At 60.6% G+C, this 16,743-nt stretch carries 17 protein-coding genes and 3 pseudogenes; 7 read left to right on the top strand and 13 right to left on the bottom strand.

All coding sequences use genetic code 11. From position 1 onward, the window contains the following. The first annotated feature begins 149 nt into the window (after positions 1-149). From B7D75_RS03595 to B7D75_RS03580, 6 genes and pseudogenes are all read left to right on the top strand, one after another. Positions 150-530 (top strand): LysR family transcriptional regulator, encoded by a 381-nt coding sequence (locus B7D75_RS03595; protein WP_162600463.1) that lies wholly within the window; start codon positions 150-152, stop codon positions 528-530. Positions 531-829: 299 nt separating this feature from the next. Then, a complete protein-coding gene (locus B7D75_RS29685) occupies positions 830-1,054 on the top strand; it encodes a CoA transferase (protein WP_234600105.1) in 225 nt (74 codons plus the stop codon). Further along, positions 966-1,646 (top strand): annotated as a pseudogene (locus B7D75_RS03590) (CoA transferase). The gene B7D75_RS29685 and the pseudogene B7D75_RS03590 overlap by 89 nt, the downstream one beginning before the upstream one ends. Continuing rightward, positions 1,643-1,696: pseudogene (locus B7D75_RS29980) on the top strand (hypothetical protein); the annotation flags it as partial. The pseudogenes B7D75_RS03590 and B7D75_RS29980, both read left to right, overlap by 4 nt. Before the next feature lie 141 nt (positions 1,697-1,837). Then, positions 1,838-2,591, top strand: a pseudogene (locus tag B7D75_RS03585) (hydroxymethylglutaryl-CoA lyase). 103 nt (positions 2,592-2,694) lie between these two features. Continuing rightward, positions 2,695-4,029, top strand: coding sequence for an MFS transporter (locus B7D75_RS03580; protein WP_107113738.1), 1,335 nt, complete (start codon positions 2,695-2,697; stop codon positions 4,027-4,029). 290 nt (positions 4,030-4,319) lie between these two features. Here the strand turns inward: B7D75_RS03580 and ssb are convergent, their stop codons facing one another. Both ssb and B7D75_RS03570 read right to left on the bottom strand, forming a co-directional pair. After that, complete coding sequence (gene ssb / locus B7D75_RS03575; protein WP_003114685.1) at positions 4,320-4,817, bottom strand: single-stranded DNA-binding protein; 498 nt, start codon at positions 4,815-4,817, stop codon at positions 4,320-4,322. A gap of 16 nt (positions 4,818-4,833) precedes the next feature. Next, a complete protein-coding gene (locus tag B7D75_RS03570; RefSeq protein WP_034000068.1) occupies positions 4,834-6,222 on the bottom strand; it encodes an MFS transporter in 1,389 nt (462 codons plus the stop codon). Between the two features lie 213 nt (positions 6,223-6,435). On the opposite strand from B7D75_RS03570, the gene uvrA reads away from it, so the two are divergent. After that, entirely contained in the window at positions 6,436-9,273 is a 2,838-nt protein-coding gene (gene uvrA, locus B7D75_RS03565) for an excinuclease ABC subunit UvrA (protein ID WP_034079223.1), read from the top strand. A gap of 69 nt (positions 9,274-9,342) precedes the next feature. On the opposite strand, the gene bfr is transcribed toward uvrA, so the two are convergent. The 11 genes from bfr to rpmD all read right to left on the bottom strand — a co-directional run bounded on the left by bfr (position 9,343) and on the right by rpmD (position 16,743). Further along, complete coding sequence (gene bfr, locus B7D75_RS03560) at positions 9,343-9,807, bottom strand: bacterioferritin (protein ID WP_003093668.1); 465 nt, start codon at positions 9,805-9,807, stop codon at positions 9,343-9,345. A gap of 128 nt (positions 9,808-9,935) precedes the next feature. Then, complete coding sequence (gene katA / locus B7D75_RS03555; RefSeq protein ID WP_012074231.1) at positions 9,936-11,384, bottom strand: catalase KatA; 1,449 nt, start codon at positions 11,382-11,384, stop codon at positions 9,936-9,938. Positions 11,385-11,665: 281 nt separating this feature from the next. Further along, positions 11,666-12,055, bottom strand: a complete 390-nt coding sequence (gene rplQ, locus B7D75_RS03550) for a 50S ribosomal protein L17 (RefSeq protein WP_003093672.1) — start codon at positions 12,053-12,055, stop codon at positions 11,666-11,668. Positions 12,056-12,098: 43 nt separating this feature from the next. Further along, positions 12,099-13,100, bottom strand: a complete 1,002-nt coding sequence (locus tag B7D75_RS03545; protein ID WP_003093675.1) for a DNA-directed RNA polymerase subunit alpha — start codon at positions 13,098-13,100, stop codon at positions 12,099-12,101. A 22-nt stretch (positions 13,101-13,122) separates the two neighbouring features. Next, positions 13,123-13,743, bottom strand: coding sequence for a 30S ribosomal protein S4 (gene rpsD, locus B7D75_RS03540; RefSeq protein WP_003152258.1), 621 nt, complete (start codon positions 13,741-13,743; stop codon positions 13,123-13,125). Positions 13,744-13,759: 16 nt separating this feature from the next. Further along, positions 13,760-14,149, bottom strand: coding sequence for a 30S ribosomal protein S11 (gene rpsK, locus B7D75_RS03535; RefSeq protein WP_003093689.1), 390 nt, complete (start codon positions 14,147-14,149; stop codon positions 13,760-13,762). An 18-nt stretch (positions 14,150-14,167) separates the two neighbouring features. Beyond that, positions 14,168-14,524 (bottom strand): 30S ribosomal protein S13, encoded by a 357-nt coding sequence (gene rpsM, locus B7D75_RS03530; protein WP_003152262.1) that lies wholly within the window; start codon positions 14,522-14,524, stop codon positions 14,168-14,170. 130 nt (positions 14,525-14,654) lie between these two features. After that, positions 14,655-14,771 (bottom strand): 50S ribosomal protein L36, encoded by a 117-nt coding sequence (gene rpmJ / locus B7D75_RS03525; protein WP_003093693.1) that lies wholly within the window; start codon positions 14,769-14,771, stop codon positions 14,655-14,657. 28 nt (positions 14,772-14,799) lie between these two features. After that, positions 14,800-16,128 carry a preprotein translocase subunit SecY gene (gene secY, locus B7D75_RS03520; protein ID WP_003093694.1) on the bottom strand — a complete coding sequence of 443 codons (1,329 nt, stop codon included), beginning with the start codon at positions 16,126-16,128 and terminating at the stop codon, positions 14,800-14,802. Then, positions 16,129-16,563: a 50S ribosomal protein L15 gene (rplO, locus tag B7D75_RS03515; protein ID WP_003093695.1), complete on the bottom strand. Its 435-nt coding sequence runs from the start codon at positions 16,561-16,563 to the stop codon at positions 16,129-16,131. A 3-nt stretch (positions 16,564-16,566) separates the two neighbouring features. Next, complete coding sequence (gene rpmD / locus B7D75_RS03510) at positions 16,567-16,743, bottom strand: 50S ribosomal protein L30 (protein ID WP_003093696.1); 177 nt, start codon at positions 16,741-16,743, stop codon at positions 16,567-16,569.

Genomic DNA, 16,743 nt, shown 5'->3' with positions numbered 1-16,743 from the left:
TAACTAGGACTGGAAGGATGTTTTGTGCACATTTTCCTGGCTCAGAATGCCGCTCCGCTGATCCGAAGCCGAGCGGGGGCAGTCGATCAGGACGGTCCTCAACACTATGGGAACACGTGCACTGATCCAAGCCCATGATTGCCAGAGGCATGTTTGAGAACAGTCGGAAGGCCTGGCCGCAACCACCGCTGCGGCGCTCCAGAGTAATACCGGCATATATCAAGCATGAGAAATCCCTGATGCTTCAAAAACAGCTCGTTCGTCGACTCGATATCATGACGCTCCAATTATTCGTCTCAGTCCAGAAGGAAGGCACCTTAACCCGAGGAGCAGAACGAGAGATGATTGCTTTATCGGCGGCGAGCAAGAGCATGAACGACATGGAACAAGCGCCGGGCATCGAGTATCGAGAGAACCGCAAAGGGGATAGGGCTCACTGTCGCGGGGGCTACTACGCAAAGCGGATACTGGCCAATGTAGAAAAATCAGCATTGATGTCGGCGAACATCTTCATGGGATCCGCAGGGTAATTCCGTATGCTGGCCAATATCTCTGCAATCATTGAAGTCTTGCCCGAGGATTTGCAGACATTCGTCATCAGTCACGGACAGGTCAGATCAATCTGGAAGAGCGCCCGAGCGTCGGAGTGGTGAAAGGTATTCTGGTTGGTGTCGCCGACATCGGCATCTACTGTACCAGCACTTGCAAAGTCCTAGCTTCAGCCCCTTCGCGTTTCGCGAAGGGGTTGTTACTGATTTACGGTTGGTAGTTAGGTGTTCGCCTCCCATCTCCTTGGTTAAAATTCCAAGAAAAATGAGGTGACGCCATCATGACCGCCTTGAACGGCCTCCGCGTCATTGAGATCGGTACATTGATCGCGGCTCCATTCGCCGCTCGCCTGATGGGTGAGTTCGGGGCCGAGATCATCAAAATCGAGTCAATAGGTACCGGCGATCCTCTTCGCAATGGCGAAAGATGCACGAAGACACGCCTTCGTGGTGGCATCTCAACCCCGCAACAAGAGATCTCTGGCTCTCAATCTCAAGTCGATTGAGGGAATCGGCATCGTAAAGCGGTTGGTGGAAGGCACTGACGTTCTCATCACTGGCACACCCGGCATCCCGCCTGCCAGAGTAGGCGTCAGCCTATATGACTCCCTCGCCTCCATGCACGCAGCGATCGGTACACTGATGTCCGTGCTGCGGGTGAAAACGGGCCAGGGCGAGGGCCAGATTGTTGATGTCTCGCTGGTAGAGCGTCTTCAATGTGATGCCTGGTCCTGAATACGCCATGCTCGGCCACGCCCGCGAGCGTACTGGCGGCTCTCTGCCAGGCATGCGCCTTCGAACACTTACCCGACGGCCGATGGTGCTTATGTTGTTATCGCAGGCAACAGTGATCCCATTTTCAAGCGTTTGATGCACGCAATCGGACGCTCTGACTTGGCGGAACGGGAAGAGTTGGCGCAGAACGATGGCCGAGCCCGCGAAAGCAAGATGCTGGATATGGTGATCACCGAGTGGACTTCCAAGCAGTCCATCGATAATGTACTAGCGGTTCTGGAGCAGGCTGAGGTTCCGTCTGGACGCGTCTATTCAGTGGCGGATACATCGTGGCTGATCCTCACTATCAAGACCGCGACATGATTCTGGATGCGACGCTACCTGATGGTGCCGAAGTGAAGATGCCTTGTATTGTCCCCGAGCTTTCCGCGGCACCTGGGCAAGTAGACTGGCAGGGGCCAGCGCTGGGTCGGCCAACACACCGAACTTGTCCTCGGCGAGCTGGGTTTCAGCGACTCAGACATTCAGCGTCTCAAAACGGGAGGCGTTGTTCAATGATCACCGATTATTCCCATCGCACAGTGATACAAGAGGTATCCCCGCGGGAGGGCCTCCAGATTGAGCCAGTATGGGTAGATACTGCTGACAAGATCGCTCTGATTAATCAGCTTTCTTTGGCAGGCTTCTCGCGCATCAAGGCTGGTTCTTTTGTGTCGCCCAAAGCTATTCCTGCCCTGCGGGACGGCGAAGAGGTGTTTTAAGGCATCAAACGCCAACCCGGGGGTCATCTACGTGGCACTAGTACCCAACCTCAAGGGCGCGCAGCGAGCTTTACAAGCAGGCGCGGACGAAATCAACCTGGGGCTGTCTGCCAGCCAAACTCATAACCGTGCCAACATGCGCATGAGCTGCGAACAGTCATTGAGTGACTTTGAAGACCCCCCGACAGGTCATCCGAATAGTTCAACGGGCTTTGCAAATGGTGCCGGCATCCGCTCTGACATTGCATTTCCATAACACCCGCGGCTTCGGCCTCTGCAATGTTATGGCGGCGTACGAGGCAGGAACTCGGCGGTTCGACGCTTCATTGGGTGGTTTGGGAGGATACCCGTTTGCGCCGGGGGCTTTCGGAAACATCTGTACAGAGGATCTTGTGAAACTCTGTGATGAAATGGGAATAGAGTTTTCAGACCTGCTGAAACTCTCTCAAACGCTGCCCTCGCTTCTTGAGCACGAACTGCTAGGACAAGTTGTAAGGCAGGCCGGAACCGCGATTTGCATCCGACCCCTGGCGGTTTGACTGCTTGAACCTCGGAAGGAACGGCGAACAAGCCGCTCTCTTTATTAACCGGTCAGAACCCAGACCACAAAAAAATCAGGCCTCTGGAAGTCAGCCTATCTGGAGATTTAAATGAATATTTCCGCCACCACTATTCATGGCGTTGTCGATGATGCCGGCGTTGAAAAAGAAATTGTTCGCAAAGTGGCCTGGCGATTAATGCCGCTAATAATGACCTGCTATCTATTTGCTTTCTTCGATCGCATCAACATCAGCTTTGCCAAATTCCAACTGCAGACTGATTTGTCGTTGAGCGATACCGCTTATGGGCTCGGTGCAGGGCTCTTTGTCGTGGGCTACATGATTTTCGAAGTGCCGAGTAACATGATGCTGTACAAAGTTGGTGCCCGGCGCTGGATCGCCCGGATCATGATATCGTGGGGGGTCGCTACCGCCTTGATGGCCTTCGTTACCACCGAATGGCAGTTCTACGTGCTGCGCTTCTTGATCGGGGCCATGGAAGCAGGTTTCGCTCCGGGCGTGCTGTATTACCTCACACTATGGTTTCCTCAGAGCTATCGCGGCCGCATCACTTCTACTCTACTCCTGGCGTCGGCGTTCGCTGGCCTGCTTGGCGCCCCTGCCTCTGGCCTTGTGCTTGGCCACATGGATGGCTTTCTGGATATGCGCGGGTGGCATTGGTTATTCCTGCTAGGTGGTGTGCCTTGTGTGCTACTGGGACTGGTAGTGCTCTCCGTTCTTAAAGATCGTGTGGCGGACGCACCTTGGCTAACCTCAGACGAAAAAGCAATTCTGAGCAGCAGGATCGCCAGCCATGAAACTAATAAACACAGCTCGCTGCTGACTGCGATTAAGTTGCCAGGCTTCTTTATGCTGGGGATAATTTACTTCCTCATCCAGGTCGCCTCATACGGACTGAATTTCTGGGCCCCGCAACTAATTCGTAGTTCTGGTACAGAAAGCCCAGTCGCAATCGGCATGCTCACTGCTATTCCATATGTCTGCGGGGCGATAAGCATGGTAGTTATCGGTCGGCTGTCGGACGCCAGTGGCGAACGTCGCAAGTATGTGTGCGCTCTGGTAATTGCTGGAGCAATCGGCTTCTTCAGTGCAGGTGTTTTCGCGAAAAACACTACGCTGCTAATCGTCTCGTTGGCACTTTTGGGGACGGGCATCATCGCCTCGATTCCGGCATTCTGGGCTTTGCCACCCAAGTTGCTGGCTGGCGCTGGTGCCGGAGCGGCTGGAGGCATTGCGTTGATAAATACCATGGGCCAGCTTGGAGGTATTGTCAGTCCTGTGATGGTGGGCTATATCAAAGACCTTACCGGTAGCACGACACCTGCACTCTATGTCATTGGCGTCACCAGCTTGGTGGCTGCGGCGCTACTCTTCTGGGGATTGCCAGAACGGCTGCGCACCATAGATAAACCTAGCCAGCAGTAATAACTCTGACCGCAGGCAGGTTACCTCGGCGCTCGGTCTGGCTACACGTTAGTCCAACTGCACTTCTGCTAAGCATGCAAGCGTTTACCCCAGCTACGCACTGGTAGGTAAACACGGTGAATAGTCCCTCTGTTGCATGCCTAGCCTTTTTCCTGATACTCGAGAGAATCAAGCGCCAACATAGATGGTTCTTGTAACGACGCTCTCAACACCATCCTTAAAGCAATAAAAAAGCGAAGCCAAATCAATGGCTTCGCTTCTAATGTTTACGGTTCTGAAAAAGCTGCGGTTCAGAACGGAATGTCGTCGTCGAAGCTGTCGTAGTCCTGGGCCGGCTGCGGCGCAGGTTGCTGCTGCGGTGCCGGACGCGACTGCTGCTGCGGCGCCTGCTGCGGGCGCTGCATGGGTTCGCGCGGGGCGCGCTGCGAGTCGTCGCCGGAGGGACGGCCGCCGAGCAACTGCATGTTGCCGTTGATGTCGACCACGATCTCGGTGGTGTAGCGGTCCTGACCGTCCTGGCCCTGCCATTTGCGGGTGCGCAGGCTGCCTTCGACGTAGACCTGGGAACCCTTGCGCAGGTACTCGCCGGCGATCTCCGCCAGGCGGCCGAAGAACACCACGCGGTGCCATTCGGTGCGCTCCTGTTGCTGGCCGGTCTGCTTGTCCTTCCAGCTCTCGCTGGTGGCCAGGGTGATGTTGGTCACCGCATTGCCGTTGGGCATGTAGCGGGTTTCCGGGTCACCACCGACGTTGCCAACCAGAATGACTTTGTTAACCCCACGGGCCATGACGTTCTCCTAAGGTTCAGCATCCGCCCGGCGCGGCCTGGGCCAGGCGCTCGAGGGCGGTGCGATCCACTTGTTGGGTATCCACTTTGACATAGGCGGCGGCCTCCTCGGCCACCACCACGGCGTCTGCCACACCGGGCAACGCCCTGAATCGCTGGACCAGCGCCGCGTCCTGCAGCGCGGCGGGCGCGAGCGGCAGGCGGATGCTGGTCACATAAGGCGGTTCGCGCATGGTAACAGCAATCGCCAGCCAGAGGGCAGCGAGCACCGCGCATCCGATGAACACCATGCTCAGCCCACCGTGCTGGAACATCCAGCCGCCGAGGATGCCGCCCAGCGCCGCACCGAGGAACTGGCTGGTGGAGTACACCCCCATCGCCGTGCCCTTGCCGCCGGCCGGCGAGACCTTGCTCACCAGCGACGGCAGCGAGGCTTCGAGCAGGTTGAAGGCGGTGAAGAACACCACCGTGCCGACCACCAGCATGGCCAGGCTGTGACCGAAGGCCAGGAAGAACAGCTCGCAGGCCAGCAGGGTAGCCACCGCGCCGGTCAGCACGCGCTTCATGCGGCGCTTCTTCTCGGCGTAGATGATGAACGGCACCATGCCGAAGAAACCGACCAGCAGCGCGGTCAGGTAGACCCACCAGTGCTGCTCCTTGGGCAGGCCGCCCTCGTGCACCAGCGCCAGCGGCAGGGCGACGAAGCTGGCCATGAGGATGGCGTGGAGGATCAGGATGCCGGCGTCCAGGCGCAGCAGGTCACCGTGCTTCAGGGTCGGCAGCAGGGCCTGGCGCGCCACGCTGGATTCGCGATGCTGGGTCATGTGGTCCGGCTGCGGGACGAAGAACAGGATCAGCAGCAGGCCGACCAGCGCCATCCCGGCGGTGAACCAGAACAGCCCGTGCAGGCCGAACAGGTGGGTCAGCACCGGACCGAGCACCATGGCCACGGCGAAGGACACGCCGATGCTCATGCCGATCATCGCCATCGCCTTGGTCCGGTGCTGCTCGCGGGTGAGGTCGGAGAGCAGCGCCATCACCGCCGCCGAGATCGCCCCGGCGCCTTGCAGGACGCGGCCGGCGATCACGCCCCAGATGGAATCGGCATTGGCCGCGAGGGCCGCGCCGGCGGCGAAGATCAGCAACCCGACGACGATCACCGGACGCCGGCCGATGCGGTCGGAGATGGTCCCGAAGGGAATCTGCAGGATCGCCTGGGTCAGGCCGTAGGCGCCGATGGCCAGGCCGATCAGCGCCGGCGTCGCGCCGGCCAGGTCCTGGCCATAGGTGGCCAGCACCGGCAGGACCATGAACATGCCGAGCATGCGGAAGGCGAAGACCAGGGACAGCCCGACGGCCGCTCGCGTTTCGGTACCGCTCATCCGCTCAGTGTGTGAGTCGTGCATAACACCCTCATGGAAGAAAACGCTGCTGGGCAAGGCCTCATGCCCCTGCCGATGGCGCCGCCGCCCGCTCCTGGGCGACCGGGGCGATCCCCGCGCCGGAAAAATGCCGCGCATTCTACCAGCCCGCCCCCTCGCGGCACAGGCGCGCCACTTTGCCGCGCGGTAGCGGCCAGCCGTATACTCAGCGGTTTTCGCCCGCCATGCGAGGCCGCTGTGGATAAGATCCTGATTCGTGGGGCGCGTACCCACAACCTGAAGAACGTCGACCTCACACTGCCACGCGACAAACTGATCGTGATCACCGGACTTTCCGGTTCCGGCAAGTCTTCCCTGGCCTTCGACACGCTCTATGCCGAAGGCCAGCGGCGCTACGTGGAATCCCTCTCGGCCTATGCCCGGCAATTCCTGTCGATGATGGAAAAGCCCGACGTGGACACCATCGAGGGCCTGTCACCGGCGATTTCCATCGAACAGAAGTCCACTTCCCACAACCCGCGCTCCACCGTGGGTACGATCACCGAGATCTACGACTACCTCCGCCTGCTCTATGCCCGCGTCGGCACCCCGCGCTGCCCGGACCACGACATCCCGCTGGAGGCGCAGACCGTCAGCCAGATGGTCGACCAGGTCCTCGCCCTGCCCGAAGGCAGCAAGCTGATGTTGCTGGCGCCGGTGATCCGCGAGCGCAAGGGCGAGCACCTGGCGGTGTTCGACGAGATGCGCGCGCAGGGTTTCGTCCGCGCCCGGGTCGACGGCAAGCTCTACGAGCTCGACGAAGTACCTAAGCTGGACAAGCAGAAGAAGCACAGCATCGACGTGGTGGTGGACCGCTTCAAGGTCCGCGCCGACCTCCAGCAACGCCTGGCCGAGTCCTTCGAGACCGCCCTCGCCCTGGCCGACGGCATCGCCCTGGTGGCGCCGATGGATGAGGACGAGGATGTCGAGGAGATCATCTTCTCGGCGCGCTTCGCCTGCCCGGTCTGCGGCCACTCGATCAGCGAGCTGGAACCCAAGCTGTTCTCCTTCAACAACCCGGCCGGCGCCTGCCCGACCTGCGACGGCCTCGGCGTGAAGCAATTCTTCGACGCGCGGCGGGTGGTCAATGGCGAGCTGACCCTGGCCGAGGGCGCGATCCGCGGCTGGGACCGGCGCAACGTCTATTACTTCCAGATGCTCGGCTCGCTGGCCCAGCACTACGGTTTCAGCCTGGAAGAGCCCTTCGACGAGCTCGGCGCCGAGCACCAGAAGGTGGTGCTCTACGGCTCGGGCCGGGAGAACGTCGACTTCCGCTATCTCAACGACCGCGGCGATATCGTCAAGCGCTCGCACCCGTTCGAGGGCATCCTGCCGAACCTCGAGCGGCGCTACCGCGAGACCGAGTCGACCACGGTCCGCGAGGAACTCGCCAAGTTCCTCAGCACCCAGCCCTGCCCGGATTGCCACGGTACCCGCCTGCGCCGCGAGGCGCGGCATGTGTGGGTCGGCGACCGGACACTGCCGGCGATCACCGCGATGCCGGTCGGCGAGGCCTGCGAGTATGCCGCCGGCCTCAGCCTGAGCGGCCGCCGTGGCGAGATCGCGGCGAAGATCCTCAAGGAAATCCGCGACCGCCTGCAGTTCCTGGTCAACGTCGGCCTCGACTACCTGACCCTCGACCGCAGTGCCGACACCCTGTCCGGCGGCGAAGCCCAGCGCATCCGCCTGGCCAGCCAGATCGGCGCCGGCCTGGTGGGAGTGATGTACATCCTCGACGAACCTTCGATCGGCCTGCACCAGCGCGACAACGAACGCCTGCTCGGCACCCTCACCCACCTGCGCAACCTCGGCAACACGGTGATAGTGGTCGAGCACGACGAGGACGCCATCCGCCTCGCCGACTACGTCGTCGACATCGGCCCCGGCGCCGGCGTGCACGGCGGCCAGGTAGTGGCGGAAGGTACGCCCGACCAGGTGATGAACCACCCCGACTCGCTGACCGGCAAGTACCTTTCCGGGCGCAAGAAGATCGTGGTACCGGCCAAGCGCACCCCGCGCGACAAGAAGAAACTGCTGAAGCTGAAGGGCGCGCGCGGCAACAACCTGCAGAACGTCAACCTGGAGATCCCGGTCGGCCTGTTCACCTGCATCACCGGGGTGTCCGGCTCGGGCAAGTCGACGCTGATCAACAACACCCTGTTCCCGATCACCGCCACCGCGCTGAACGGCGCGACCACCCTGGAAGTGGCGCCGTACGATTCGTTCGACGGCCTGCAGCACCTGGACAAGGTGGTGGATATCGACCAGAGCCCCATCGGCCGTACCCCGCGCTCCAACCCGGCGACCTACACCGGCCTGTTCACGCCGATCCGCGAACTGTTCTCCGGCGTGCCGGAGGCCCGCTCGCGCGGCTACGGTCCCGGCCGTTTCTCGTTCAACGTCAAGGGCGGCCGCTGCGAGGCCTGCCAGGGCGATGGCGTGATCAAGGTGGAAATGCACTTCCTGCCGGACATCTACGTGCCCTGCGACGTCTGCAAGGGCAAGCGCTACAACCGCGAGACCCTGGAGATCCGCTACAAGGGCAAGAGCATCCACGAGGTGCTGGAAATGACCATCGAGGAAGCCCGCGAGTTCTTCGACGCCGTCCCCGCCCTGGCGCGCAAGCTGCAGACGCTGATGGACGTCGGCCTGTCCTATATCAAGCTGGGGCAGAGCGCGACCACCCTCTCCGGAGGCGAGGCGCAGCGGGTCAAGCTGTCGCGCGAGTTGTCCAAGCGCGATACCGGCAAGACCCTGTACATCCTCGACGAACCGACCACCGGCTTGCATTTCGCCGACATCCAGCAACTGCTCGACGTGCTCCACCGTCTGCGCGACCACGGCAACACCGTGGTGGTGATCGAGCACAACCTGGACGTGATCAAGACCGCCGACTGGCTGGTCGATCTCGGTCCCGAGGGCGGCTCCAAGGGCGGCCAGATCATCGCCAACGGCACGCCGGAGCAAGTGGCCGAGATGTCCCAGTCGCACACCGGGCACTTCCTCAAGCCGCTGCTGGAACGGGATCGCGCCTGATCCGCGGACGCCCATGAAAAAAGCCCCTGCGACCGTGAGGCGCAGGGGCTTTTCGTATCCACAGGGAGTTCAGATCTGCGATTGCAGATAATTCTCCAGGCCCATCCTGGCGATCAGGCCGAGTTGCTGCTCCAGCCAGTAGGCATGGTCTTCCTCGGTGTCGGCCAGCTGGGCCTTGAGGATGTCACGGCTGACGAAATCCTTGTGTTGCTCGCAGAGCGCGATGCCCTTGGCCAGCGCGGCGCGGACGTGGCGTTCGAGCTTGAGATCGGCCTCGAGCATCTCCGGCACCGTGGTGCCGGGGTGGATGTCGTCCGGACGCATGCGCGGCGTGCCCTCGAGCAGGAGGATGCGGCGCAGCAGGGCATCGGCGTGCTGGGTCTCTTCCTCCATCTCGTGGTTGAGGCGCTCGTAGAGCTTGCTGAAGCCCCAGTCCTCGTACATGCGCGAGTGGATGAAGTACTGGTCGCGCGCGGCGAGTTCGCCGGTCAGCAACGTGTTGAGGTAGTCGATGACTTCCGGATGGCCTTGCATCGGCGCTCTCCCTGGAGAAAACAAAGAATCTAGCCGCATATGCTCCCGGCTTCGCCTGACCCCGGTCAAGCGAACGGCCATAAAAAAGCCCCCTTTGCGAAGAAAGGGGGCCGGGCCTCATCAGGCCATCAGTCCAGCTTCAGGCCAAGGGCGTCGGCGACGCCTTTGCCGTAGGCCGGATCGATCTTGTGGAACAGGCCGATCTGTCGACGCTGGATCTGTTCCGGCACATCGCGGATGTCTTCGGCGATGTTGTCGAACAGGCGCTGCTTCTGCTCGTCGGTGAACAGGCGGAACAGCGCGGCCGGCTGGCTGAAGTAGTCGTCGTCGACCCGGTGGTTCCAGTGATCCGCGGCACCCTCCAGGCTCAGCGGCGGCTCGGAGAAGTCCGGCTGCTCCTGCCACTGGTTGAAGCTGTTCGGCTCGTAGCTGACGCGCTGGTGGGCGTTATTGCCATCCACCCGCATGCCGCCGTCGCGGTGGTAGACCTGGTGCGGGCAACGCGCGGCGTTGACCGGGATCTGGTGGTGATTGACGCCCAGGCGATAGCGGTGGGCATCGCCGTAGGAGAACAGGCGGCCCTGGAGCATCTTGTCGGGCGAGAAACCGATACCGGGCACCACGTTGGCCGGGGTGAAGGCGGCCTGCTCGACTTCGGCGAAGTAGTTGTCCGGGTTGCGATTCAGCTCGAAGAAGCCCACCTCGATCAGCGGGTAGTCGCCATGCGGCCAGACCTTGGTCAGGTCGAACGGGTTGTAGCGGTAGGTCGCCGCTTCCTTCTCCGGCATGATCTGCACGTACATCTTCCAGCGCGGGAAATCGCCTTTCTCGATGCTCTCGTAGAGGTCACGCTGAGAACTCTCTCGGTCCTGGGCGATCACTTCGGCGGCTTCGGCGTTGGTCAGGTTCTCGATGCCCTGCTGGGTCTTGAGGTGGAACTTGACCCAGAAACGCTCGTTGCTGGCGTTGATGAAGCTGAAGGTGTGGCTGCCGAAACCGTGGATGTGCCGGTAGCTCTTCGGCAGCCCGCGGTCGCTGAAGTCGATGGTCAACTGGTGCAGCGATTCCGGCAGGTGGGAGAAGAAATCCCACTTGAAGGTGGCGTTGCGCAGGTTGGTGCGCGGATCGCGCTTCACCACGTGGTTGAGGTCGGGGAACTTGAGCGGGTCACGCAGGTAGAACACCGGGGTGTTGTTGCCGACCAGGTCCCAGTTGCCTTCCTCGGTATAGAAGCGCATGGAGAAACCGCGGATGTCGCGTTCGGCATCCGCTGCGCCACGCTCGCCGGCGACCGTGGAGAAGCGCAGGAACATGTCGGTCTTCTTGCCCACCTGGGAAAAGATCTTCGCGCGGGTATAAGGGGTGATGTCGTGGGTGACGGTGAAGGTGCCGTAGGCCGCGGAGCCTTTCGCGTGCATGCGGCGCTCGGGGATCACTTCGCGGTCGAAGTGGGCGAGCTTCTCGAGGAACCACACGTCCTGCAGCAACATCGGGCCGCGCGGGCCGGCGGTCTGCACGTTCTGGTTATCGACCACCGGAGCTCCGGCAGCGGTGGTCAAACGGGTTTTCTCTTCCATTTACTCTCTCCTCAACGGCTAACGTGCTATGAAGCGAAGCGGCTACACGGAAATCATCAGCGTGGACCAGGGATCGCCGCAGGACAACCTCTCGGTTGTGCCAAGCGCCCGCTGCATTGATCTCGCCTACCCGAACGTAGCTTTTCGTAAAAGCAGGTTAAGGATGAATGACAGCCCTCCAGTAATCCAATTTATTAAAGCCAGCGAGTCGATAGATAAAAACTTTAAGGCAGGGCAATAAAAAACCGGGCCTAGGCCCGGTTTCTTATGCGGCAGCTACCTTATTCGGCAGCTTCCACGACTTCACCGCCGACCGGACGATCAACCAGCTCGACGTACGCCATGGGGGCGTTGTCGCCAGCGCGGAAACCGCACTTCAGGATGCGCAGGTAGCCGCCCGGACGGTTGGCGTAGCGCTTGCCCAGGTCGTTGAACAGCTTGCCGACGGCAGCTTTCGAACGGGTACGGTCGAAAGCCAGGCGACGGTTGGCGACGCTGTCTTCCTTGGCCAGGGTGATCAGCGGCTCGGCAACGCGACGCAGCTCCTTGGCCTTGGGCAGGGTGGTTTTGATCAGTTCGTGTTCGAACAGCGACACCGCCATGTTCTGGAACATAGCCTTGCGGTGCGCGCTGGTGCGGCTCAGGTGACGACCACTTTTACGATGGCGCATGGTTCAATTCCTTTCCAAACTTTACGTTCGGTAGTTACGACGATCAGGCAGTGGCCTTGTCGTCTTTCTTAAGACTTGCCGGCGGCCAGTTGTCGAGGCGCATACCGAGGGACAGACCACGGGAAGCCAGAACGTCCTTGATTTCGGTCAGGGACTTCTTGCCCAGGTTCGGCGTTTTCAACAGCTCTACTTCGGTGCGCTGGATCAGGTCACCGATGTAGTAGATGTTTTCCGCCTTCAGGCAGTTGGCCGAACGTACGGTCAGTTCCAGGTCATCGACCGGACGCAGGAGGATCGGATCGATCTCGTCTTCCTGCTCTTCAACGACGGGTTCGCTGTCGCCCTTGAGGTCCACGAACGCTGCCAGCTGCTGTTGCAGGATGGTAGCGGCGCGACGGATAGCCTCTTCGGGATCCAGGGTGCCGTTGGTTTCCAGGTCCAGGACCAGTTTGTCCAGGTTGGTGCGCTGCTCGACACGGGCGTTTTCCACCACGTAGGAGACACGACGGACCGGGCTGAACGATGCGTCGAGCTGCAGACGGCCGATGCTGCGGCTTTCGTCCTCATCGCTCTGACGTGCGTCGGCAGGCTCGTAGCCACGGCCACGAGCTACCTTCAGCTTCATGTTCAGCGCGCCGTTGTCTGCCAGGTTGGCGATAACGTGGTCACCGTTGATGATCTCAACATCGTGATCCAGCTGAATATCGGCAGCAGTCACAACACCCGAGCCCTTCTTAGCCAGGGTCAGCGTCACTTCATCACGACCGTGCAGCTTGATGGCCAGACCTTTCAGGTTCAGCAGGATCTCGATTACGTCTTCCTGCACACCTTCGATCGCCGAGTACTCGTGGAGCACCCCGTCGATCTCGGCCTCGACCACTGCGCAGCCAGGCATGGAGGACAACAGGATGCGACGCAGCGCGTTGCCCAGGGTGTGACCAAAACCACGCTCGAGAGGCTCGAGCGTGATCTTGGCGCGGGTTTGACTGACCACCTGCACATCGATGTGGCGGGGGGTCAGGAACTCATTTACCGAACTCTGCATGGATGCACCTATTTTCTAGCCCTTACTTGGAGTAGAGCTCGACAATCAGGTTTTCGTTGATATCAGCGGACAGGTCGCTGCGAGCCGGAACACTCTTGAAGGTACCAGTCTTCTTGTCGAGGTCGACTTCGACCCACTCGACACGACCGCGCTGGCCACAGAGTTCCAGAGCCTGAGCGATACGCAGCTGATTCCTCGACTTCTCGCGAATAGCTACGACGTCACCGGCCTTCACTTGGTAGGAAGGGATGTTGACGGTCTGACCGTTGACGGTGATGGCCTTGTGGGACACCAGCTGGCGCGATTCGGCGCGAGTGGAACCAAAGCCCATGCGGTATACGACGTTGTCCAGACGGCACTCGAGCAGTTGCAGCAGGTTCTCACCGGTGGAACCCTTGCGACGGGAGGCTTCCTGGTAGTAGCCACGGAACTGACGCTCCAGTACGCCGTAGATGCGGCGGACCTTCTGCTTCTCACGCAGCTGCAGACCGTAGTCGGACAGACGGCCACGACGCTGGCCATGCTGGCCGGGAACGTTTTCAGCCTTGCACTTCGAGTCGAGGGCGCGGGCGCCGCTCTTCAGGAACAGGTCGGTGCCTTCACGGCGAGACAGTTTGCACTTGGGACCAATGTAACGAGCCATTTCTCACTGTCTCCTATTACACGCGACGCTTTTTCGGCGGACGGCAGCCGTTATGCGGGATCGGGGTTACGTCGGTGATGCTGGCGATCTTGTAGCCGCAAGCATTCAGAGCGCGAACAGCGGACTCGCGGCCCGGGCCCGGGCCCTTGACGTTGACGTCCAGGTTCTTCAGACCGTATTCCAGGGCAGCCTGGCCGGCACGCTCGGCCGCTACCTGGGCAGCGAACGGAGTGCTCTTACGCGAGCCGCGGAAACCGGAACCACCGGAGGTCGCCCAGGACAGTGCGTTGCCCTGACGGTCGGTGATGGTCACGATGGTGTTGTTGAAAGACGCGTGGATGTGGGCGATCCCATCGACCACTGTCTTTTTGACTTTCTTACGGGGACGAGCAGCAGGTTTTGCCATGACTAGATTCCTACGCGATTACTTGCGGATCGGCTTACGCGGGCCCTTGCGGGTACGCGCGTTGGTCTTGGTACGCTGACCGCGAACCGGCAGACCGCGACGATGACGCAGACCGCGGTAGCAACCGAGGTCCATCAGACGCTTGATGTTCATGTTGATTTCGCGACGCAGGTCACCTTCGGTGGTGTGCTTCGCGACTTCGTTACGCAGCTGATCGATCTGCTCGTCGCTCAGGTCCTTGATCTTGGCAGCCGGATTTACACCGGTAGCTGCGCAGATGTTCTGAGCAGTAGTGCGACCAACACCATAGATGTAGGTCAGCGAGATAACAGTGTGCTTGTTATCCGGAATGTTGACGCCTGCAATACGGGCCATTCAGAAAAACTCCAATTGACAGCTACCCTGCGCCCAGGAAGCCAAGAAAGGGCGCGGATATTAGCGCTGTAATAGCAAATAATCAACCCGGCAGCACACTAGCTGCCGGGTTATCACGCGTGAATCACACTCAGCCTTGGCGCTGCTTGTGACGCGGTTCCGCGCTGCAGATCACCCGCACGATGCCATCGCGACGGATGATCTTGCAGTTACGGCACAGCTTCTTGACCGATGCACGAACTTTCATCACCAACTCCTCGAACCTTACGGGTCTATCAGCGCAGCATGCCGCTGCCGTAGCCCTTCAGGTTGGCTTTCTTCATCAGGGATTCATACTGGTGAGAAACGAGGTGAGATTGCACCTGGGCCATAAAGTCCATGACAACCACGACCACGATCAACAGCGAGGTCCCGCCAAGATAGAACGGCACGTGCGCCGCAACCACCAGGAACTGGGGCAGCAGGCAGACAGCCGTCATGTACAGAGCACCGAACATGGTCAAACGGGTCAGCACGCCATCGATGTAGCGAGCGGACTGTTCGCCCGGACGGATGCCCGGAATAAATGCACCGGACTTCTTGAGGTTCTCCGCCACGTCCTTCGGGTTGAACATCAGCGCTGTATAGAAGAAGCAGAAGAAAACGATCCCTGCAGTGAACAGCAAGATGTTCAGCGGCTGCCCCGGAGCGATCGCTTGCGCGACGTCCTGCAGCCAACCCAAGCCTTCCGACTGACCGAACCAGGAGCCCAGGGACGCCGGGAACAGCAGGATACTGCTGGCGAAAATCGCGGGAATCACGCCCGCCATGTTCACCTTCAACGGCAGATGGCTGGTCTGCGCGGCAAACACCTTGCGTCCTTGCTGGCGCTTGGCGTAATGCACCGCGATGCGACGCTGGCCACGCTCGATGAACACCACGAACGCGATGATCGCCACGGCCAGGAGGCCGACGCCGATCAGGGCGAAGATGTTGATGTCACCTTGCCGGGCAGACTCGAAAGACTGACCGATGGCGCGCGGCAGGCCTGCAACGATACCAGCGAAGATCAACATCGAGATGCCGTTGCCGACACCGCGCTCGGTGATCTGCTCGCCCAGCCACATCATGAACATGGCACCAGCCACGAAGGTGGTGACAGCCACGAAGTAGAAGCCGAAGTCGTTGGAGAAGGCTACGCCCTGGCTGCCCAGGCCAACGGACATGCCGATGGCCTGGACCAGTGCCAGGACTACAGTACCGTAGCGGGTGTACTGGCTGATCTTGCGACGCCCAGACTCACCCTCTTTCTTCAACTGCTCCAGCTGCGGGCTGATAGCGGTCATGAGCTGCATGATGATCGAGGCCGAGATGTACGGCATGATCCCCAGTGCGAAAATGCTCATGCGCTCCAGCGCGCCGCCGGAAAACATGTTGAAGAGGCTAAGAATGGTCCCCTCGTTCTGCCGGAACAGTGCCGCCAAGCGATCGGGGTTGATGCCCGGAACTGGGATGTGCGCGCCGATCCGATAGACGATGATCGCCAGGAACAGGAAACGCAGACGTGCCCAGAGCTCGGACAGACCGCCGTTGCTTAGCGCAGAGAGAGCACCTTGCTTAGCCATTTAGTCCTCGAATTTACCGCCAGCTGCTTCGATAGCCGCACGCGCACCCTTGGTGGCGGCGATACCTTTCAGGGTGACCGCGCGACCAACTTCGCCGGACAGCATGACCTTGACGCGCTGTACGTGCTGGTTGATCAGGTTGGCATCCTTCAGGGTCTGCAGGCTGACGACGTCGCCTTCGACCTTGGCCAGCTCGGAGGTGCGAACCTCGGCACGGTCCATGGCCTTCAGGGAGACGAAGCCGAACTTCGGCAGACGACGGTGCAGGGGCTGTTGACCACCCTCGAAGCCCGGGGCGACCTTGCCACCGGAGCGGGAGGTCAGACCTTTGTGACCACGGCCACCAGTCTTGCCCAGACCGCTACCGATGCCACGGCCCGGACGGTGCTTTTCGCGACGGGCACCCGGCGCGGAACGCAGATCGTTCAGTTGCATGGATTAACCCTCCACACGCAGCAGGTAGTAGGCCTTGTTGATCATGCCGCGGTTTTCAGGGGTGTCCTGAACCTCGACGGTATGATTGATGCGACGCAGGCCGAGACCCTTGACGCAAGCCTTGTGGTTGGCCAGACGGCCGTTCAGGCTCTTGACCAGAGTGACTTTGACAGTTGCCAT

Origin of the sequence: Pseudomonas paraeruginosa (assembly GCF_003025345.2) — a bacterium.
In the GTDB taxonomy this organism is placed as follows: Bacteria; Pseudomonadota; Gammaproteobacteria; order Pseudomonadales; family Pseudomonadaceae; genus Pseudomonas; species Pseudomonas paraeruginosa.
The sequence above is the reverse complement of the archived record's forward strand: the minus strand, read 5'-3'. Positions and strand labels throughout refer to the sequence as shown.